This is a genomic window from Pigmentiphaga sp. CHJ604, assembly GCF_036972535.1.
Classification (GTDB): Bacteria; Pseudomonadota; Gammaproteobacteria; order Burkholderiales; family Burkholderiaceae_B; genus Pigmentiphaga; species Pigmentiphaga daeguensis.
On the sequence record NZ_CP136998.1, the window covers coordinates 4,987,106 to 5,003,671 of the forward strand.

General features: G+C 68.7%; 17 protein-coding genes. 7 read left to right on the plus strand and 10 right to left on the minus strand.

Features of this window, described 5'->3' with window-relative positions; translation table 11 throughout:
• The first annotated feature begins 73 nt into the window (after positions 1-73).
• Together apaG and R4823_RS23915 are read left to right on the plus strand one after the other, a co-directional pair.
• Positions 74-448: a Co2+/Mg2+ efflux protein ApaG gene (apaG, locus tag R4823_RS23910; RefSeq protein WP_087840687.1), complete on the plus strand. Its 375-nt coding sequence runs from the start codon at positions 74-76 to the stop codon at positions 446-448.
• A 214-nt stretch (positions 449-662) separates the two neighbouring features.
• Complete coding sequence (locus R4823_RS23915) at positions 663-2,051, plus strand: MltA domain-containing protein (RefSeq protein ID WP_338616306.1); 1,389 nt, start codon at positions 663-665, stop codon at positions 2,049-2,051.
• Here R4823_RS23915 and R4823_RS23920 read toward each other — a convergent pair.
• Positions 2,048-2,968: a LysR substrate-binding domain-containing protein gene (locus tag R4823_RS23920; protein ID WP_165963319.1), complete on the minus strand. Its 921-nt coding sequence runs from the start codon at positions 2,966-2,968 to the stop codon at positions 2,048-2,050. The genes R4823_RS23915 and R4823_RS23920 overlap by 4 nt on opposite strands.
• A 134-nt stretch (positions 2,969-3,102) precedes the next feature.
• Between R4823_RS23920 and R4823_RS23925 the strand changes: the two genes are divergently transcribed.
• The 3 genes from R4823_RS23925 to R4823_RS23935 are packed head-to-tail and all read left to right on the plus strand — an operon-like array spanning position 3,103 to position 6,263.
• Positions 3,103-4,806, plus strand: coding sequence for an alkaline phosphatase family protein (locus R4823_RS23925; protein ID WP_338616307.1), 1,704 nt, complete (start codon positions 3,103-3,105; stop codon positions 4,804-4,806).
• Positions 4,803-5,255 (plus strand): cupin domain-containing protein, encoded by a 453-nt coding sequence (locus R4823_RS23930; protein WP_087840690.1) that lies wholly within the window; start codon positions 4,803-4,805, stop codon positions 5,253-5,255. Before R4823_RS23925 ends, R4823_RS23930 begins: the two co-directional genes overlap by 4 nt.
• A gap of 36 nt (positions 5,256-5,291) precedes the next feature.
• Entirely contained in the window at positions 5,292-6,263 is a 972-nt protein-coding gene (locus R4823_RS23935; protein ID WP_087840691.1) for a tripartite tricarboxylate transporter substrate binding protein, read from the plus strand.
• 13 nt (positions 6,264-6,276) lie between these two features.
• Here R4823_RS23935 and R4823_RS23940 read toward each other — a convergent pair whose 3' ends face one another.
• The 3 genes from R4823_RS23940 to R4823_RS23950 all read right to left on the minus strand — a co-directional run bounded on the left by R4823_RS23940 (position 6,277) and on the right by R4823_RS23950 (position 9,185).
• Entirely contained in the window at positions 6,277-6,960 is a 684-nt protein-coding gene (locus R4823_RS23940; protein WP_243724663.1) for a DsbC family protein, read from the minus strand.
• A 90-nt stretch (positions 6,961-7,050) separates the two neighbouring features.
• The gene (locus R4823_RS23945; RefSeq protein ID WP_087840693.1) at positions 7,051-8,289 is read right to left on the minus strand and encodes an FAD-dependent monooxygenase; all 1,239 of its coding nucleotides are present in this window, start codon (positions 8,287-8,289) and stop codon (positions 7,051-7,053) included.
• A 41-nt stretch (positions 8,290-8,330) separates the two neighbouring features.
• On the minus strand, positions 8,331-9,185 hold the full coding sequence (locus R4823_RS23950; RefSeq protein ID WP_165963318.1) for a mechanosensitive ion channel family protein: 855 nt from the start codon (positions 9,183-9,185) through the stop codon (positions 8,331-8,333).
• Between the two features lie 308 nt (positions 9,186-9,493).
• Here R4823_RS23950 and R4823_RS23955 point away from each other — a divergent pair, with 308 nt between their 5' ends.
• Positions 9,494-10,237 (plus strand): DUF481 domain-containing protein, encoded by a 744-nt coding sequence (locus R4823_RS23955; protein ID WP_338616309.1) that lies wholly within the window; start codon positions 9,494-9,496, stop codon positions 10,235-10,237.
• 83 nt (positions 10,238-10,320) lie between these two features.
• Here the strand turns inward: R4823_RS23955 and R4823_RS23960 are convergent, their stop codons facing one another.
• Together R4823_RS23960 and R4823_RS23965 are read right to left on the minus strand one after the other, a co-directional pair.
• A complete protein-coding gene (locus R4823_RS23960) occupies positions 10,321-10,653 on the minus strand; it encodes a CzcE family metal-binding protein (protein ID WP_087840695.1) in 333 nt (110 codons plus the stop codon).
• 73 nt (positions 10,654-10,726) lie between these two features.
• Positions 10,727-11,047 (minus strand): DUF4148 domain-containing protein, encoded by a 321-nt coding sequence (locus R4823_RS23965; protein ID WP_087840696.1) that lies wholly within the window; start codon positions 11,045-11,047, stop codon positions 10,727-10,729.
• A gap of 142 nt (positions 11,048-11,189) precedes the next feature.
• On the opposite strand from R4823_RS23965, the gene R4823_RS23970 reads away from it, so the two are divergent.
• A complete protein-coding gene (locus R4823_RS23970; RefSeq protein ID WP_087840697.1) occupies positions 11,190-12,131 on the plus strand; it encodes a LysR family transcriptional regulator in 942 nt (313 codons plus the stop codon).
• Between the two features lie 31 nt (positions 12,132-12,162).
• Here the strand turns inward: R4823_RS23970 and R4823_RS23975 are convergent, their stop codons facing one another.
• The 4 genes from R4823_RS23975 to R4823_RS23990 all read right to left on the minus strand — a co-directional run bounded on the left by R4823_RS23975 (position 12,163) and on the right by R4823_RS23990 (position 16,466).
• Complete coding sequence (locus R4823_RS23975) at positions 12,163-13,752, minus strand: bifunctional 3-(3-hydroxy-phenyl)propionate/3-hydroxycinnamic acid hydroxylase (protein WP_338616312.1); 1,590 nt, start codon at positions 13,750-13,752, stop codon at positions 12,163-12,165.
• Positions 13,753-13,757: 5 nt separating this feature from the next.
• On the minus strand, positions 13,758-14,519 hold the full coding sequence (locus R4823_RS23980; protein ID WP_243724657.1) for an IclR family transcriptional regulator C-terminal domain-containing protein: 762 nt from the start codon (positions 14,517-14,519) through the stop codon (positions 13,758-13,760).
• Positions 14,520-14,526: 7 nt separating this feature from the next.
• Positions 14,527-15,360, minus strand: coding sequence for a VOC family protein (locus R4823_RS23985; RefSeq protein ID WP_338616313.1), 834 nt, complete (start codon positions 15,358-15,360; stop codon positions 14,527-14,529).
• A 137-nt stretch (positions 15,361-15,497) separates the two neighbouring features.
• Positions 15,498-16,466: a tripartite tricarboxylate transporter substrate binding protein gene (locus R4823_RS23990; protein WP_338616314.1), complete on the minus strand. Its 969-nt coding sequence runs from the start codon at positions 16,464-16,466 to the stop codon at positions 15,498-15,500.
• Between the last annotated feature and the right edge of the window lie 100 nt (positions 16,467-16,566).

Here is a 16,566-nt window from a genome sequence, read left to right on the forward strand (position 1 = left end):
GCCATGCCCGCGGATGCCGGCCCGGCCGGATGCCTCCCATTGTAGAAGCTTGTCAGACCCCTATGGCGCACGCATGAAATCTCATGAACTGACGGTTACCGTACAGCCCCGCTACCTGGCCGATCAATCCGACCCCGGCAAGCTGCAATACGTCTTTGCGTACACCATCCGCATCACCAACACCGGATCCGAACCCGCCCAGCTGATCAGCCGCCACTGGATCATCACCGACGGCAACCAGCAGGAGCAGGAAGTCCGGGGCCTGGGGGTCGTGGGCCAGCAACCCCTGCTGCAGCCCGGCGAAAGCTTCGAATACACCAGCGGCTGCCCGCTTTCGACGCCGGTGGGCACCATGCGCGGCACCTACCACTGCGTCGGCGAGAACGGCATGCCCTTCGAGGTCGACATCCCCGAATTCGTCCTGGCCATGCCCCGGACGTTGCACTGATGAGCGCCCCTACTCCTCGCCGGCATCTGTCCCAGAACGCAACGGTGGGGACACAGGATGCGGCGGATCCGGCTTTGCCGGTCCGCTCGCATCGCCCCCTGGGGGGCGCGCGGAGCGCGTAGGGGGGGGATTGACCCTGCCTCGCATGGTCCACACCACGATGAATATGAGTATGGAAAGCGCCAGGAACGCTTCCAGCAGGAGCAACCACATAATGTCCCTTCGCGAGTTCATTGCCAGGAACTGGCATTGCCGCCAATTTAACCGCTTCCCCCTGTCCGCGCTCGCCCTGGCCGCGGCCGTGGCCGGATGCGCGCAGCCGACCGGCACGGGCCAGGCCCCGCAGGACACAGGCACGGCGCCGTCCCAGCCCGCCGTGACCGCCCCGCCGGCCACGGTAGCGCCTCCGCCGGTGCCCGACAGCGCGCGGCCGCTGCCCCCGCCCGTTCCCCGGCCGGCCAGCAAGCCCGCCCTGCAAAGCAGCAAGCACTTCGTGCGCGGGACCTGGCAGCAGTTGCCGGGCTGGCGTACCGATACGGTCGAGGCGATCTGGCGTCCGTTCCTGGCCAATTGCCGGTCCATCATCCTGCGCACGGGCCGGCCGGTCTCCAACACCGCGCCTCCCATGGCCGACCCCTATGCGTGGCAGCAGGTCTGCGCGGCCGCGCGCGAGCTGCCGGCCACGCCCTCGGCGGACCAGGTGCGTGCCTTCATGGAACAGTGGCTGCAGCCGTGGTCGGTACGCGGCCCGGGCGGCGAAGTCGCCTCCGGCCTGGCCACGAGCTACTACGAGCCGCTGGTGCATGCCTCGCGCGAACGCGGCGGCGCCTACCAGTGGCCGCTCTACGCGGTCCCGGCCGACCTGCTGACCATAGACCTGGGCGGCCTGTACCCGGAACTCGTGGGCAAGCGCGTGCGGGGCAAGCTCGACGGCAAGCGCGTCGTTCCCTACGACACGCGCGGGGAAATCGAGCGGCCCGAGCGCCAGCCGCCGGCCATCGTCTGGGTCAACGATCCGGTCGATGCCTTCTTCCTGCAGGTGCAGGGCACTGGCCGCGCGGTGCTCGACAACGGCCCCGGCCAGGGCAGCACCATCCGCGTGGCCTATGCCGACCACAACGGCCATCCCTACGTGTCGATCGGCAAGTGGCTGATCGACAAAGGGGAACTGACGCCGGCGCAGGCATCGATGCAGGGCATACGAGCCTGGGCCCAGCGCAATCCGGCGCGCGTCAAGGAAATGCTCAACGCCAACCCGGCCGTGGTGTTCTTCCGCGAGGAAGCCGTGGCCGACCCGTCCGAGGGACCGCGCGGCGCCATGGGGCTGCCCCTGACGCCGCATCGCTCGCTGGCCGTGGACCCGTCCATCGTGCCGCTGGGCAGCCCAGTGTTCCTGTCGACCACCCAGCCGGCCTCGCGCCAGCCCATGAACGTCGTGGCCCTGGCCCAGGACACCGGCACGGCCATCAAGGGCCCGGCCCGGGTGGACCTGTTCTGGGGGTTCGGCGACGAGGCCGGGGAAATGGCCGGCCGCATGAAGCAGCCGACCCGGTTGTGGGTGCTGTGGCCGAAGAACGAAGGGGTGCCGGCGCCGGCGCGCTAGGCCCTGCGCCGCCGGGCGCGCGCCGGCTGCACGTCGGCGCGCAGGCCGCGCGCCTCTTGCTCGAACGCTTCGTACAGCCGCTGGGCCGGGACGGTCAGCGGCGCGTCGGCCCGTGCCACCAGGTGGATCGTGGTCGCGGGCAAGTCGTCCGCGATCGGCAGGGCCACGAGATTCATCGCCGGCCCATGCCGCTGGAAGAATCCCTCGGGCACCACGCCCAGGATGTCCAGGTCCGGCAGAATCGCCAACAGCGTCGAGAACGACTCGCACTCCAGGCGCACGTCGGGCGCCGGCAGCCCGCGCGACTCGAAATCCATCCGCCGGGGGTCGCCCGGCCCGCCCGCCGGTCCCGTCAGCACCCAGGCGGCCTGGGCCAGGTCGGCCAGCCGGGTACGGTCCGCCAGCGGATGCCCGCAGCGGGCGGCGATCAGGTTCCGGCTCGTGAAGATGGGCTGGATGGCCAGGTCGCGCCGTGCGCCTTCGACCGGCAGCGGCCCGATCGCCAGATCCAGTTCCCCGGCCCGCAGTTGCGCGAACATGCGCGGATACAGCGTATCGACCAGCCGTATGCGCACCTGCGGCCAGCGCGCCCGGAAGCGCGCCAGGGCGCCGGGCCCGAGCAGGATGGCGCCGCCCGGCGACAGGCCCACGGTGACGCTGGCCTGGGCATGTTCGGTGTGCCAGGCGATCTCCTCGCGCGCCCGCCCCAGTTCGCGCATCACGGTGGCCGCCCGGGCCGCCAGCATCTCGCCCGCCGGCGCCAGCCTTACCCCCTTGGCGGTGCGCAGCACCAGCGTGGTCCCGAATTCGTCTTCCAGCTGGCGCAGCGATTTGGTCAGGGCCGGCTGCGAGACGTGCAACATCTCGGCCGAGGCGCGCAGGCTGCCGGTCTGGGCCAGCACGAGCAGGAGCTGCAATTGTTGAAGGCGCATCGTCCGGAGGGTGATAACCCCAAGTAATCGATATCAAAAAAAGCGAAGAGCATGTCCGCGCGGCGCGGCCTAGGATTGCCCGTAACGAGCACGGCCAAACCTTACTCCCGGAGGCGCAATTGTCCAAGCGCGTGAAGAACATTCTCTTCATCATGTGCGACCAGCTCAGGGCCGACTACCTGTCGTGCTATGGGCACCCACGCCTGATGACCCCCTACCTGGACCGCCTCGCCGCGCGCGGCGTGCTGTTCGAGCGGGCCTACGTGCAGTCGCCGGTCTGCGGCCCGTCGCGCATGAGCTACTACACCGGACGCTATGTCCAGGCCCACGGCGCCAGCTGGAACTTCGTGCCGCTCAAGGCCGGCGAGATGACCATAGGCGATCACCTGCGGCCGCTGGGCGTGCGCTCGGTGCTGGTCGGGAAGACGCACATGCGGGCCGACCTTGCCGGCATGTCCCGCCTGGGCATAGACCCCGATTCGACGGTAGGCGTGCGGATCGGCGAATGCGGCTTCGACCCCTACGAACGCGATGACGGCATCCACCCCTACTCGGGCCACGACCCCGACCCCGCCTACAACGACTACCTGCGGCGCAACGGCTGCGACGGCGACAACCCCTGGGAGGCCTGGGCCAACACCGGCACCGACAGCGACGGACAGGCGCGCTCGGGCTGGTTCCTGAAGTACTCGCGGCTGCCCGCGCGCGTGCCCGAGCAGCACTCCGAAACCCCCTACATGACCCGGCGGGCCATGGACTTCATGCGGGAGGCCGGCGACCAGCCCTGGTGCCTGCACCTGTCGTACATCAAGCCGCACTGGCCCTACATCGTGCCCGAGCCCTACGCTTCGATGTACGGTCCGGAGGATGTGGCGCCGGTGGTGCGCAGCGAGGCCGAGCGCCAGGATCCGCATCCGGTATATGCCGCCATGATGAGGCACCGGGTGTCGCGGACCTTCTCGCAGGACGGCGTGCGCGAGGCGGTGATTCCCGCCTACATGGGATTGATCAAGCAGATCGACGACCAGATGGGGGTGCTGTTCTCGTTCATGGAAGCAGCCGGCCTGATGGATACGACCATGATCGTGTTCACCTCCGACCACGGCGACTACCTGGGCGACCACTGGATGGGGGAAAAGGATCTCTTCCACGAGCCCGTCATCCGGGTTCCGCTCATCGTCTACGATCCCGACGCGCGCGCCGACGCCACCCGCGGCTCGCGCTGCACCGACCTGATCGAGGCGGTGGATATCGCGCCCACTTTCCTCGATGTCTGCGGCGGCGCGCCGGTGCCGCACGTCATGGACGGCCGCTCGCTGCGCCCGCTGCTGTTCGGCCGGCGCCCGGCCGACTGGCGGCGGGAAGTGGTGTGCGAGTACGACTACGCATTCCAGGACGCCCGCATCGAACTGGGCACCGCTCCGCGCGACGCCTGGATGCGCATGATCTTCGACGGGCGCTGGAAATACGTGCTGTTCGAGGGCTACCGGCCCATGCTGTTCGATCTCGCGTCCGACCCCGACGAGTTCGTGGACCTGGGCGCCTCCCAGGCGCCCGAGCACGAGCAGGCGCGGCGGCGCCTGCACGAGGCCCTGTTCCGCTGGGCGCTGCGGCCCCGCCAGCGCGTGACCGTGCCGGACGCCGCGATCGAATCGGTGGAAGTCCAGCCGCGCATCTCCGAGGGCGGCATCCTGATCGGCTACTGGGACGAGGACGACCTGGCCCGCGCCCGGCAATCCTTCAAGCCCCGGTTCTCGTCCACCAACCCGCTCGTCAAATCGACCCTCGATCGCCTGACGGGCAAGCAAGGAGTCCCGCAATGAGGAACGAAACGCCCGACATCACCCGCGCCCATACCGGCATCGACGGCGTGTCGTGGAACATCCTTGGCCAGGTGTACGTGCCCAAGCAGATGTCCGAGGACAGCTTCTCGTGGCACGCCACCTTCCCGATCGAGACCTTCGTGCCGCCGCACGTGCATCCCCACCAGGACGAGTACATCTTCGTGCTGTCGGGCCGCATCGATCTCATCCTGGACGGCCGGCAGCAGAGCGCCGGCGCGGGCGACCTGGTGCGCATGCCGCGCGGCATCCCGCATGCCTTCTACAACAACTCCGGCGCTCCCGCGACGGCGCTGTTCTGGGCCGCCCCGTCGGGCAGGCTGGTCGAGCTCTACCAGCGCATCCACAATATGTCGAACCCCGCCGAGGTCGTGCAGACGGCGCGCGAGTACGGCGTCGTCTTCCTGCCCCCGGTCTCGGCCGCCGCCTGAGACCGCCCGGTTGCCTCTTCCACGGAGTGTCCAGCCATGCCCCCGTTACGTAGCGTATTCGCGGCCCTGCTGACGACCGCCCTGGCCTCGGGCCCGGCCTGTGCCCAGGACTACCCGTCCCGGCCGATGCGCATCATCGTCCCCCTGCCGCCGGGCAGCCCGCCCGACGTGCTGGCGCGCCTGGTGGGCGAACGCCTGCAGGCGGCCTGGCACCAGCCCGTGGTGGTCGAGAACCGGCCCGGGGCCACCGGCATGATAGGGCTGGCCGCCGTGGCGCAGGCCCAGCCCGACGGCTACACCATGGGCATGATGTTCCTGACCCACACGGTGCTACCCGCGCTGTTCGGCAAGGTGCCCTACGACACCGCCAACGCCTTCGCGCCCATCTCCAACCTGGTCTGGATCTACAACGTGCTGGCCGTGCCCCAGGGATCGGACATCGCCACGCTGGACCAGTTGATCGCGCGGGCCAAGGGCGCGCGGGGCGCCGTGACGTACGCATCGGGCGGCAACGGCTCCCCGGCGCACCTGATCGGCGAAGGCTTCGCGCAGTTCGTCGGTGCCGAGATGCTGCACGTGCCCTACAAGGGGCCGGCCGAAGCGGTGCAGGGCCTGCTGTCGGGCGACGTCTCGGCCATGTTCGCCACCTCGTCGGTGGCCGTGCCGCTGGTCAAGGCCGGCAAGCTGCGCGCGCTGGCGGTGACCAGCCCCACTCGCCTGGCCACGCTGCCCGATGTCCCCACGCTGGAGGAAAGCGGCGTGCGCGGTTTCAGGATGAAGGAATGGGAAGGCCTGGTGGCTCCCGCCGGCACGCCGGCCGCGGTGATCGCCAAATGGCATGACGAGCTGGCCCGGATCATGGCGCAGCCCGAGGTGCTCAGGCAGGTCCGTGAACTGGGCATGACGCCCGCCGACCCTCACACCTCGGCCGAGTTCGGGACGCTGATCCGGTCCGAGCTGGACACCTGGACCCGGTTCATCGCCAAGGCGGGCCTGCGGCCCAATTGAGCACGTCCGGGCTTCAGCTGGGCTTGCCCAGGGAATCGAGCTTCTGGCGCAGCCGGTCGGCGGGAATCGCGCCTCCCACCCGGGTGTCGTCGCCGAAGATGATGGTGGGGGTGCCGGTAACTTGCAGTTTCTTGCCCAGGGCCAGCAATTCCTTGAGCGGCGCGTCGCAGGTGCCGGCCTTGGGCGCCTTGCCGTTCAGCATCCATTCGTCCCAGGCCTTGCCCTTGTCCGGCGCGCACCACACCGCCTGCGACTTGACGGTGGAGTCGGGCGACAGGATGGGATAAAGGAAGGTGTAGATGGTGACGTTGTCGATGCCTTCCATCGAACGGCGCAGCTGCTTGCAATAGCCGCAGTTGGGGTCCTCGAACAACGCGATGCGCCGCGAGCCGTTGCCGCGCACCTGCTTGATGGCCAGGTTCAGCGGCAGCTCGTCGAACTTCACGGCCAGCAGTTGTTCCTTGCGCTCGCGCGTCACGTTCTTGCGGGTCGAGGCGTCGATCAGGTTGCCGTCCAGCACGAAGCTGACCTTCTCGTCGGTGTAGACCAGCTCGCCGCCGATGCGCACCTCGTACAAGCCGTAGGGGGTGCGCGACACGCCCTCGACGCCTACCTCGCCGAAACGCTGCACGAAGCGCTGCTTGACCGCCTCCTCGGTCGTGGGAGCGCCCTTGGCGCCCGCTTGCGCCCACGCCATGGACACGGGCGCGGCCATGGCCGCGGTCAGCAACAGGGAAGTCAGCATGCGTTTCATCGAATCTCCTAGACAACAGTCGGACCGCGCCCGTCAGGCGCGAGTTCCTGTACCCGAAGCGCCATTCACCAGCATACGCTTGAGCAGGGGCATGCGGTTCACCAGATCCAGCCCGGCGTTGCGCAGCCATGCGACCGGCGCAGCCTGGGCGCCGAACAGATGGAACAGCCCGTCGGTGACGGTACGCATGGCCAGCAGCGGCTCCGCGCGCGCCCGTTCGTAGCGGCGCAGCAGGCGCGGATCGTCGACGGCGCGGAACGGCTCGCGGCCTCCCAGCACCTGCGCCAGCGCCTTCACGTCCCCCAGTCCCAGGTTCAGCCCCTGGCCGGCCAGCGGATGCACGACATGCGCGGCATCGCCCAGCAGGACCACGCCCCGGTGGGCAAGCTGGGGACAATGCTGCAGGACCAGCGGAAAGCCGAACAGCGGACTGCGCACGCGCAGCGCGCCCAGCCGGCCTCCGGTGGCCGCGGCCAGGCGGGCCTCCAGCGCCTGTGCGCGGTCCGGCTCGGGCATCGCCAGCAAGGCGGCGGCCTGCGCGCCCGGCATCGACCACACCATCGAGACCTGCGGCCCATCCCGGGTATCGGGCATGGGCAGCAGGGCCAGGATGCCGTCGGGCGTGAACCATTGGCAGGCGCATTCCTGGTGGGGCAGCTCCGCGCCCAGGTGCACGACCACGCCTGTCGCCCCGTAGGCCGATCGCTGCGCGGCGAGCCCGGCGGCCTCGCGCAGCTTCGAGTCGGCGCCGTCGGCCGCCACCGCCAGCCGCGCCCGTAGCGCCTGGCCGCCGGAGGTCCGCAGCGTCACCCCTTCGCCATCGCGCCCGGCCTCGAGCCCGACGAAATCTTCCGTAGTCCAGCGTATGCCAGACCATTGCACGGCCTGCCGCAATACCCGCTCCAGTTCGCGCGACTCGGCGATCCAGGCCAGGTGGTCGCAACCGGCCTGCCACGCCGACAGGTCCAGCCGCCCCGGTTGGTCGCCCAAGGCCGGCCGATCGCCCAGGATTTCCATGCGCCGCACGCCGGTGATGCGCTCGGCGGGCAGGGCATCCCAGATCCCGAGGTCCGCCAGCAGGTCGCGGCTGGCCGGCGACAGCGCGTAGACGCGCGGATCGAAGCGGTCCGCCTCGGGCGCCGGCAGCGGCGCGCGCGGCCCGAGCAGGCCCACGCGCAGCCCCTGGCGGGCCAGCGCGAGCGCGGCGGCCAGCCCGGCGATGCCGGTGCCGACGACGAGGATGTCCGCTTGGGAAGAATGGGCTTGGGTCATGACGGGAACGACGCTACAGGCGCCAGTGTACAGCGCCGGGCTCAGCCCTTCGCCGCCTGGTCCTGCAACTGCCGGTAGTAGTGGACCAGCACTTCCTGGCCCGTGCGCACGCGCCGGTTGCTGGGGCAGGGAAAACGCAGCACCACGTCCAGCCGCTTGGGGTCCACGGGCTCGATCACGGCCAGGGGCTCGCTGGCGGGCAGCGCGATCAGGTAGGCGCCCTCGATATGGCGGAAGTGCACGTCGGCCTGTTCCAGCCAGGGTTCGCACACCTCCCTGCCCGCCCGCAGCAGCCTCTCCTGGGCCGCGGGAATGTCGTCCCCCGGCTCCAGCGGCACCCGCACCGACTCCAGCACGAAGGTGCCCATGGCCGAGATCGTGCGCACGGGGTTGAGCAGCAGCATCATGTTGGGGAAGCGGCAGACCCGGCCCGTGACCAGGCCCGACGACGTCTGCTCCAGCAGCGCGGTGGTGAACAGGTCGATGGTCAGCACCTCGCCCTTCATGCCGCTGATCTCGATCACGTCGCCCACCGAGTAGGTCCGCTGGGTCGCGCGCATCAGCGAGCCCAGGGCGCTCATCACGTATTCCTTGCTGGCGATGGCCACCGCCGCCGCCAGCGCCGCCACCGACAGCGCGAAATGGCGCAACTGGCCGCCCCAGATGAACAGCATCAGCAGCATCGTCACGATGACGATGGAGTTGCGCACGGTCAGGTAGCTGGTGCGGCGCTCTTCAGTCGAGCCCGAGCCCTTGCCCCGGTAATAGCGCGTGGTGGCGCGCGTGGCGAACATGGCGGCAAGCAGCACCACCAGCGACACCACCAGCTGGGCGGGAGTATCGGAGGCGGTGAACCACGCCACCAGCCGGTCCCAGAGCGAAACGATGACATCCATGAAGCGAAAAGGCATGCGCCGGAATGAGCGATCACGCCATTCTACGTTGGCACCGGCCACATGCGCGGTGTAAGGTGATGGCTGGGCGCATCGTCGCCCAGGCGGCGCGCCCAGCTTGCGGCACGCCCCACCCGGAACGCGGCCGCGCCGCGCTTCCGTATCCGACCGCGTCTCGCGACGCATTCCCCTCGAGCCCCGCCGCTGCCGGCCGCGGACTCGTCCAACCCCACTCCGAATGGCAACCCGTCATTGAGGATGTCCCGCCGCATGCCCGCCATGCGGCCAGGTGCAATAAGGAGAACGCATCGATGTTTAAGACCCGACATATCGCCCCCCTCGCCCTCGCCCTCGCAGCCGCGCCAGCCTGGGCGCAGGCTCCGCTGAAGACCGACGGCAAGTGGCGCGGCTCCATCAACGCCGGCGCCAGCCTGGCTTCCGGCAACACCGACTCCACGTCGTTCAACCTGGGCGCCAACGCGGGGCGGGCCACGGACCGGGACCGCCTGAACTTCACACTGACCGCGCTCTACGGCACCAAGAAGGAAAACGGCAGCAGCAGCGAAACCGCCAACCTGCTGCGCATGGGCGGCAAGTACGACCGCGACATCACCGACCGGACCTTCGGCTTCGGCTCGCTGGACATCGAGCACGACAAGCTGCAGGAACTGGACATGCGCGGCGTGGCCGCGGCCGGTGTCGGGCGGCACATCATCAAGACCGAGAAGACCGTCTTCGACCTCTTCACGGGCCTGGCGTATAACCACGAGCGCTTCACCACCGAAACCCGCAACTCGACCGAACTGCTGCTGGGGGAAGAATCCACCCACATGATCTCGGACACGACCTCGCTCAACCAGCGCCTGGCGCTCTACCCCAACATCAGCGACGGCGGCGAGTACCGCATCCAGTTCGACGCCGGCATCACCACGTCCATCACCAAGAAGATCGAGCTCAAGGTCACGCTGTCGAACCGGTACATGAGCAATCCGCAGCCGGGGGTGAAGAAATCGGACACCCTGCTCCTGACGAATATCGGCTATCGCTTCGAATAGCCGCCCGGCGTAAAAAAAGCCCGCAGGCGTATGGCCTGCGGGCTACGCGCCGTCCGGGTGGGATGGCGCGGTGCGGGAGGGAATCAGAGGCCGCGCTCGTCCAGGGGGGATGGACTGACGTAGGCCCTGATGGTGTGGTTCAGCACGCCGGCGGGCGCCAGGTCGTTCAGGTCGAACGCGCCGCGGATGCCGTTGAACTTCACGGCGAAACTCTTGCCGTCGACGTCGAAGCGCACGGTTTCGCCGTACTGCACGTTGACGTAGCGCGTGCCGTCGTTCAACGCGATGGCGCGTTCGGCGCTTTCGACGGTGACCGGCGAACCCAGCAGGTCCGGCGGGGTGGACGCGGCGTGAGCCGAGACGCCCGCCAGGCCGATCAACGCCGCAGCGACGAAGGAAGAAACTTGGGCTTTCATGACGGGAACTCCAGGATCTGGTCAGGCGCGCGGCCTGGCCGGGGATGCGGCCCCGGCCGGCACGCGGCGTGGCTTACAGGTTGTTGGGGTATTCGCCCGGGCCGCCCGCGCGGCGGGCCAGTTCGGCGCGCTTGAGCTCTTCGACCACCTGGGCGCGGCTGACCGGCGCGGCCTTCTGGGCCGTTTCGTAGGGGAAACCTTCCTGGCCGTAGACGATGCCGCCATGGGCCTTGGCCTCGGCCAGCTCGGCCAGCACTTGCGCGCGGGTCAGCTCATGCGTGGTCGAGATTCCGGGAGGGGGGAAATCGTTGCCGTAGTTGTTGCCCTGGTCGGCATGGGCGGCGGCACCGATAAGAGAAGCGGCAATCAGGGCGGTATATGCAAAGGTCTTCATGATGAACTCCGTTTTTCTCGTTGATCTTTCAGCCTGAATCAAGGGTATGTGCTAATTGCTTGATTGACCGTGTAGGAATAATGCGCCTTTTGAAGGCATAATTGAAATCAATAAGTCGAATTGTTGGCATAAGGATTGGATTATGGTTGGCCGCGTGGACCTGAACCTGCTCCTGACCCTGGAGACCCTGCTCAACGAGTTGAACGTCACGAAGGCGGCGGTCAAGCTCAACAGCAGCCAGCCGGCCGTATCCGCGCAGTTGGTGCGGCTGCGGCGCATGTTCGACGATCCGCTGCTGATCCCCGGCGCCCGCGGAATGACGCCCACGCCGCGCGCGCTGGAGCTTGCCCCCCGGCTGTCCGAACTGCTGGACGGATTCCGGGCGCTCGTCCAGCCTGACCATTTCGATCCCAGGACCGCGCAGGGCAGCATCCTGATCGGCACCAACGATGCGACCCAGTGCCGGCTGGCCAAGTGGTTCGGCAATCTGGCCGATATGGCGCCGGGCGTGCAGATAGGCTTCGTCACCGCGAATCGCTCGACGGTGCCGGACGTCGAGCAGCACATGGCCTCGGGCCAGGTGGACCTCGTCATTTCGCGCCGTTCGGCCTTTCCCGACCGGCTGCACGTGCGCCCGCTGCACGACGAGACCTTCGTCTGCGTCATGCGCTGGGATCACCCCTACCGGAAGAAGCAACTGACGCTCAAGGACTTCGTCGCCATGCGGCACGTCATCGTGCTGCCCCTGGGCGGGGAGTTCGACGACGTCACCGACGAGATCCTGAAGGAAATGGGACTGTCGCGGCAGACCGTCGTGTCCGTGCCGAGCTTTCTCGTGGCCGAGCGCGTGCTGCGCAACACGGACTTCGTCTCGGTATTTCCGACCTCGCTGGCGCGCGGCATGATGTCCACGCTCAAGAACTATCCGCTGCCCTATACGCTGCCCAAGTTCGAGTTCGCGATGGCCTGGCACGTCCGCACGCACCTGAGTCCTCTGCACCGCTGGGTGCGGGATCAGATCGCGGAAGAACTGATGGTGGGGCGCGAGGAAGACGGCGATCCGATGAGCCAGATCGCCTGGTAGGCCCCGGCGCCCCGGGGCGCGGAACCCGCCGCTACGCCCGGTAGCGGGCCAGCAGCGCCCGCAGTTGCGCCGCGTCGTCCTTGCCGCCCGACAGGAAGGCCAGCACATAGCGGTCGGGCCGGACCAGCATGGCCTGCGCGCCGGCCTCGGCCATCACCCGCGCCAGGACGCCTTCGCAGTCCCGCACGACCAGGCGCTCCGGCGTCTCGGGCCAGGGGAAGTCGTCCTCGGCGGGCACCAGTTCGACCCGGCGCACGCCCATCGACGCCATCCAGCTTTCGACCTCCGGATCCAGCGGCTGGCCCGCCCGGCACAGGCAGGCAAAGCCGGGGCCGAGCGCCTCGTCCAGCAGGCGCCGCCGTCCCCCGGGCCATTCCACGCGAGGCTGCGGCATCAGTTGCCCCGCCTTGATGGCCGTGTCCGGCGCCTGGCAGGGCACGAAGAAACCGTCCCTGAAACGCGGCTTGGGCTTGAACTTCAGTTGCAGGACATAGTCCCGCGCCGGCGGATACAGGCTGCACAGCTTGAGCGCCCATTGGGCAGCCATGGCTTCCAGCCGCGACTTCGGTTGCATGTAGCGGCCGATGCGTATCGCCATCTCGATCAGCGCCCAGGCGTGGGGCTTGCGTTCCTGCTCATAGGTATCGAGCAACGCCGGACCGCACAGCCCGCGCACCACGGCGTGCAGCTTCCACGCCAGGTTCGTGGCGTCGCGCACGCCGCTGTTCATGCCCTGGCCCGCGAACGGCGGCGTCAGGTGGGCGGCGTCGCCCGCCAGCAGCACCCGGCCCTCGCGCCAGCGTTCGGCCAGGCGGGCATGGAAGGTGTAGACCACCTTGCGGGCGATGGGCAGGTCCTCGTCCAGCGGCTCGCGCTCACGGATCCAGCCGCGCAGCCGGGCTTCGTCCAGCACGTACTCGGCGGTCTCCCCCTCCTTCAGCATGAACTCGTAGCGCACCGTGCCCTGCGGGCCGGGCAGGCGTATGGCCGGCCGGACCGGATCGCAGTAGGTCCGCGTATGGCGGAAAGGCGTCTTGCGATCGAGCAGATCCACGATCAGCCACTTCTCGGCGAAGGTGTTGCCCGACAGCGGAATCCCCAGTTGTTCGCGCACGCCGCTGCGGCCGCCGTCGCACGCGACCAGCCAGTCGCAGCTCAGCGTGACCGGCGTGCCGGCGTGGTCGATCTCCAGCACCACCTTGTCGCCCATTTGCTCGAAGCGCCGCAGCTCGTGCCGGAACCTCGTCTCGACATGCGCAAACCGCCGCAGCCCGTCGCGCAACTGCGCCGCCAGCACGGCCTGCCGGAAGGCATTGCGCTTGGGATAGCCGTATTCGGTCGATTGCGGCTCGATGCGCGCGAACTCGCGACCCGACCACGAGAAGTAATGGACTCCGTAGCCCTGGACGATGGACGGCAGGATCTCGTCGATCAGACCCGCCGCCTGGGCCGTGCGCAGGCTCTCGTCGTCGATCGACACGGCGCGGGGTTCATCCACCGTCGATGCATTGCGTTCCAGCAGCAGCGTGCGGACGCCGTAGCCTCCGAGCAGGTTCGCGAGGGTCAAGCCGGTCGGGCCGGCACCGAGGACGATGACCGGATAATGGGAGGTTGCGTGCATGATTGCTATCTTTTGCTGCGAGCCCGCAGACGTTCGTTTTCGAGAGTCGATTCGATGGAGGATGCGACCGAGAAGACCTTGGACAGCACGGTCTTGCTGCGCGCGGCGGGCAGCCTGGCCAGCGGGATGACGACACTGAGGCTGCCCAGCACCCGCTGCCCGTCCAGCAGCGCCACCGCCAGGCCCGCCATGCCCGCGTCGACCTCGCTGTGCGTCACGCAGGCCTTGGCCTCGCGCAGCGGTTCGAGCTCGGCCAGGAAGCCCTGCAGGCCGGACGGAAAGCCGGCCGCGACGATGGTGGCGCGGTCCCGATTCCACAACCGCTCCAGTTCGGCGCGGGGCAGGTGCGCCAGGATCACCTTGGAGGTCGCGCCCCGGTACAAGGGCATCGCCCGGCCGCGCTCATAGCTGACCGGCGTGACCGGATCCGAGGGCATCTCCTGGTGGATGCACAGGACTTTGTCGCCATGCACGCGGCACAGCAGCACGGTGCCGCCCGTCTCCGCGGCCAGCTTGCGCAGCAAGGTGCCGGATGCCTGCAGCAGCGGGTCGGCCAGCCGGATCTGCCGATCCAGCTCGACGATCAGCGGTCCCAGCGCATAGCCCCGGTCGGCCACCCGTTCGAGCAGGCCGGCTTCCTCCAGCGCCTTCAGGTCCCGGTAGATGCTGGCTCGCGACACGCCCAGCTCGTCCATGAGCTGGGCCGGCTTGCGCACCGGGCGGCTGAGGTCGAAGGACTCGAGTATGCGCAGCAGGCGTTCGGACACGATGGACTCAATCGCGCATGATGGCCTTGCCCCAGAGGTTGAGGGTGCGCTCTTCGTGCACCCACACCCCCGCGGGACGATCCGGCGGGCAGACCTCGATCTCGGCCGAGATCTCGGCCAGGTTGCCGTCCGGGTCGCGCACCATGAAGAACACGTCGTTGCCCGGGCCATGGCGGCCGATGCCCCAGACGATGGTCTCGCGGATGGAGGCCATGTGGTCGCCCCAGGCCTTCATGTCGTCCCACGACATGGTCTCGAAGGACTGGTGGTCGAAGCAGCGCACGGGGGCGCGGAACAGCGCCAGCGCGTGGTGCAGGCTTTCCGTGCGCAGGAAGCAGGCGCGCAGCACGCCCTCGTCGTCCTGGACGCGATCCGACAGCGTGAAGCCGAGCACGCCCTCATAGAAGGCCAGCATCGGCGCGGGATCCAGGGTACGCAGCGCGAAGTGCTGCAGATGAGCGCCGGGCAGCGTGTCGCGGGACGGCACGCCCGCCGGCGTGCCGGGGCGCAGCGCGAAAACGATCAGGTTGCCGTCGGGATCGCGCACCGCCAGTGCCTCATCGCACGCCACCGGCAGCGGCGGCACCTCGATCGTCGCCCGCGCGCCCACCCGTTCCTTGAAGGCCCGCCAGCGCCCGGCGTCCTCGAAACCGAACAACGCGTACTCGAGCCGGTTGGCCGGTCCCTTCGACAGCACGAGCGTGCGCCCCGGCGCGACGCACACCCAGCGGCCGGCATCGGCATGCGGCGCCATGCCATGCGTGCGGGAGTAGAAGTCCGCCAGACGCTGCGGGTCCGGCGAGGTCAAATGCAGATGATGCAGCGATGCGCCCAATTCCATGGTTTCGTTCCACCGATAGTATTCATTTCCTGTCGGGCGAACTATCCCGCGCCCCGGCGCCCGGCGTCAACGGAATTTCTCACATACTGAGACGAGAACCGAAATCAGGCCGGCCGGCCTGCGGAAAACGGGCTTGCTCAGTTGGGCGTGATGCCGCGGGCCTCGATGACGCGCGCCCAGCGCGCCAGGTCCGTTCGCACCAGCGAATCCAGTTCGGCCGGCGTGCTGACCGCGCTGACCATGCCCTGGGCCGACAGGCTCTGCTGCATGTCCCGATCGGCCAGGGCTTCCTGCATCTGGCGATGCAGCTTGTCGATGATGGCCGCCGGCGTGCCCGCGGGCGCGAACAGCCCGTACCAGAGATCCACGTCGAAAGGCTTGCCCACCGACTCCGCCACCGTGGCCACGTCCGGCAGGGCCGGCTGCCGCGCGGGACTCGATACCGCCAGCGCGTGCATCGTGCCGGCCTCGATCTGGACCAGCGCGGACTGGATGGGCACGAACCCGACCTCCACCTGGCCGCCCGCGATCGCCGTCACCGCCTCGCCCGCCCCCTTGTGGGGGATGTGCATGATGTTCATGCCCGTGGCTTCCTTCAGCAATTCCATGGCCAGGTGCTGCGGCGTGCCGACCCCGGACGACGCATAGTTGTACTGCCCAGGCGCCTGCGCGGCCGCCGCCACGAATTCGGCCAGATTGCGCGCGGGCACCTTGCTGCCGGCCACCAGTACCATCGCCCCCTTGAACAAGAGGCCGACGGGCGCGAAATCCCTGACCGGATCATAGGGCAGGTTCTTGTACAGGCCAGGATTCATGGCCAGCGTATTGGCGACGACCAGCAGGGTGTAGCCGTCCGGGGCCGAGCGCGCGACGAACTCGCTGCCGATGTTGCCGCCCGCGCCGACCTTGTTCTGCACGATGAAGGGCACCTTCATGCGCACGCGCAGCTTCTCGGCCAGCGCGCGCGTGGCGGTGTCTATGCCCGTGCCGGCGCTGTAGGGCATGATCAGGGTGATGGGCCTTGCCGGATAGTCCGGGACCTGCGCCGACGCGGGCGCCGCGAGCGCGATGCCCATGCCGAGGACTGCTGCCACAAGCTTTTTCATATTCCACCTCTGCTAGACGCCATGCGGCTCCCCTCGGGCAGCCGGGTGAACTACGGGAAACTCGGGGGCGGCGGCCCGTCCGGACCGCCGCCACGGCACT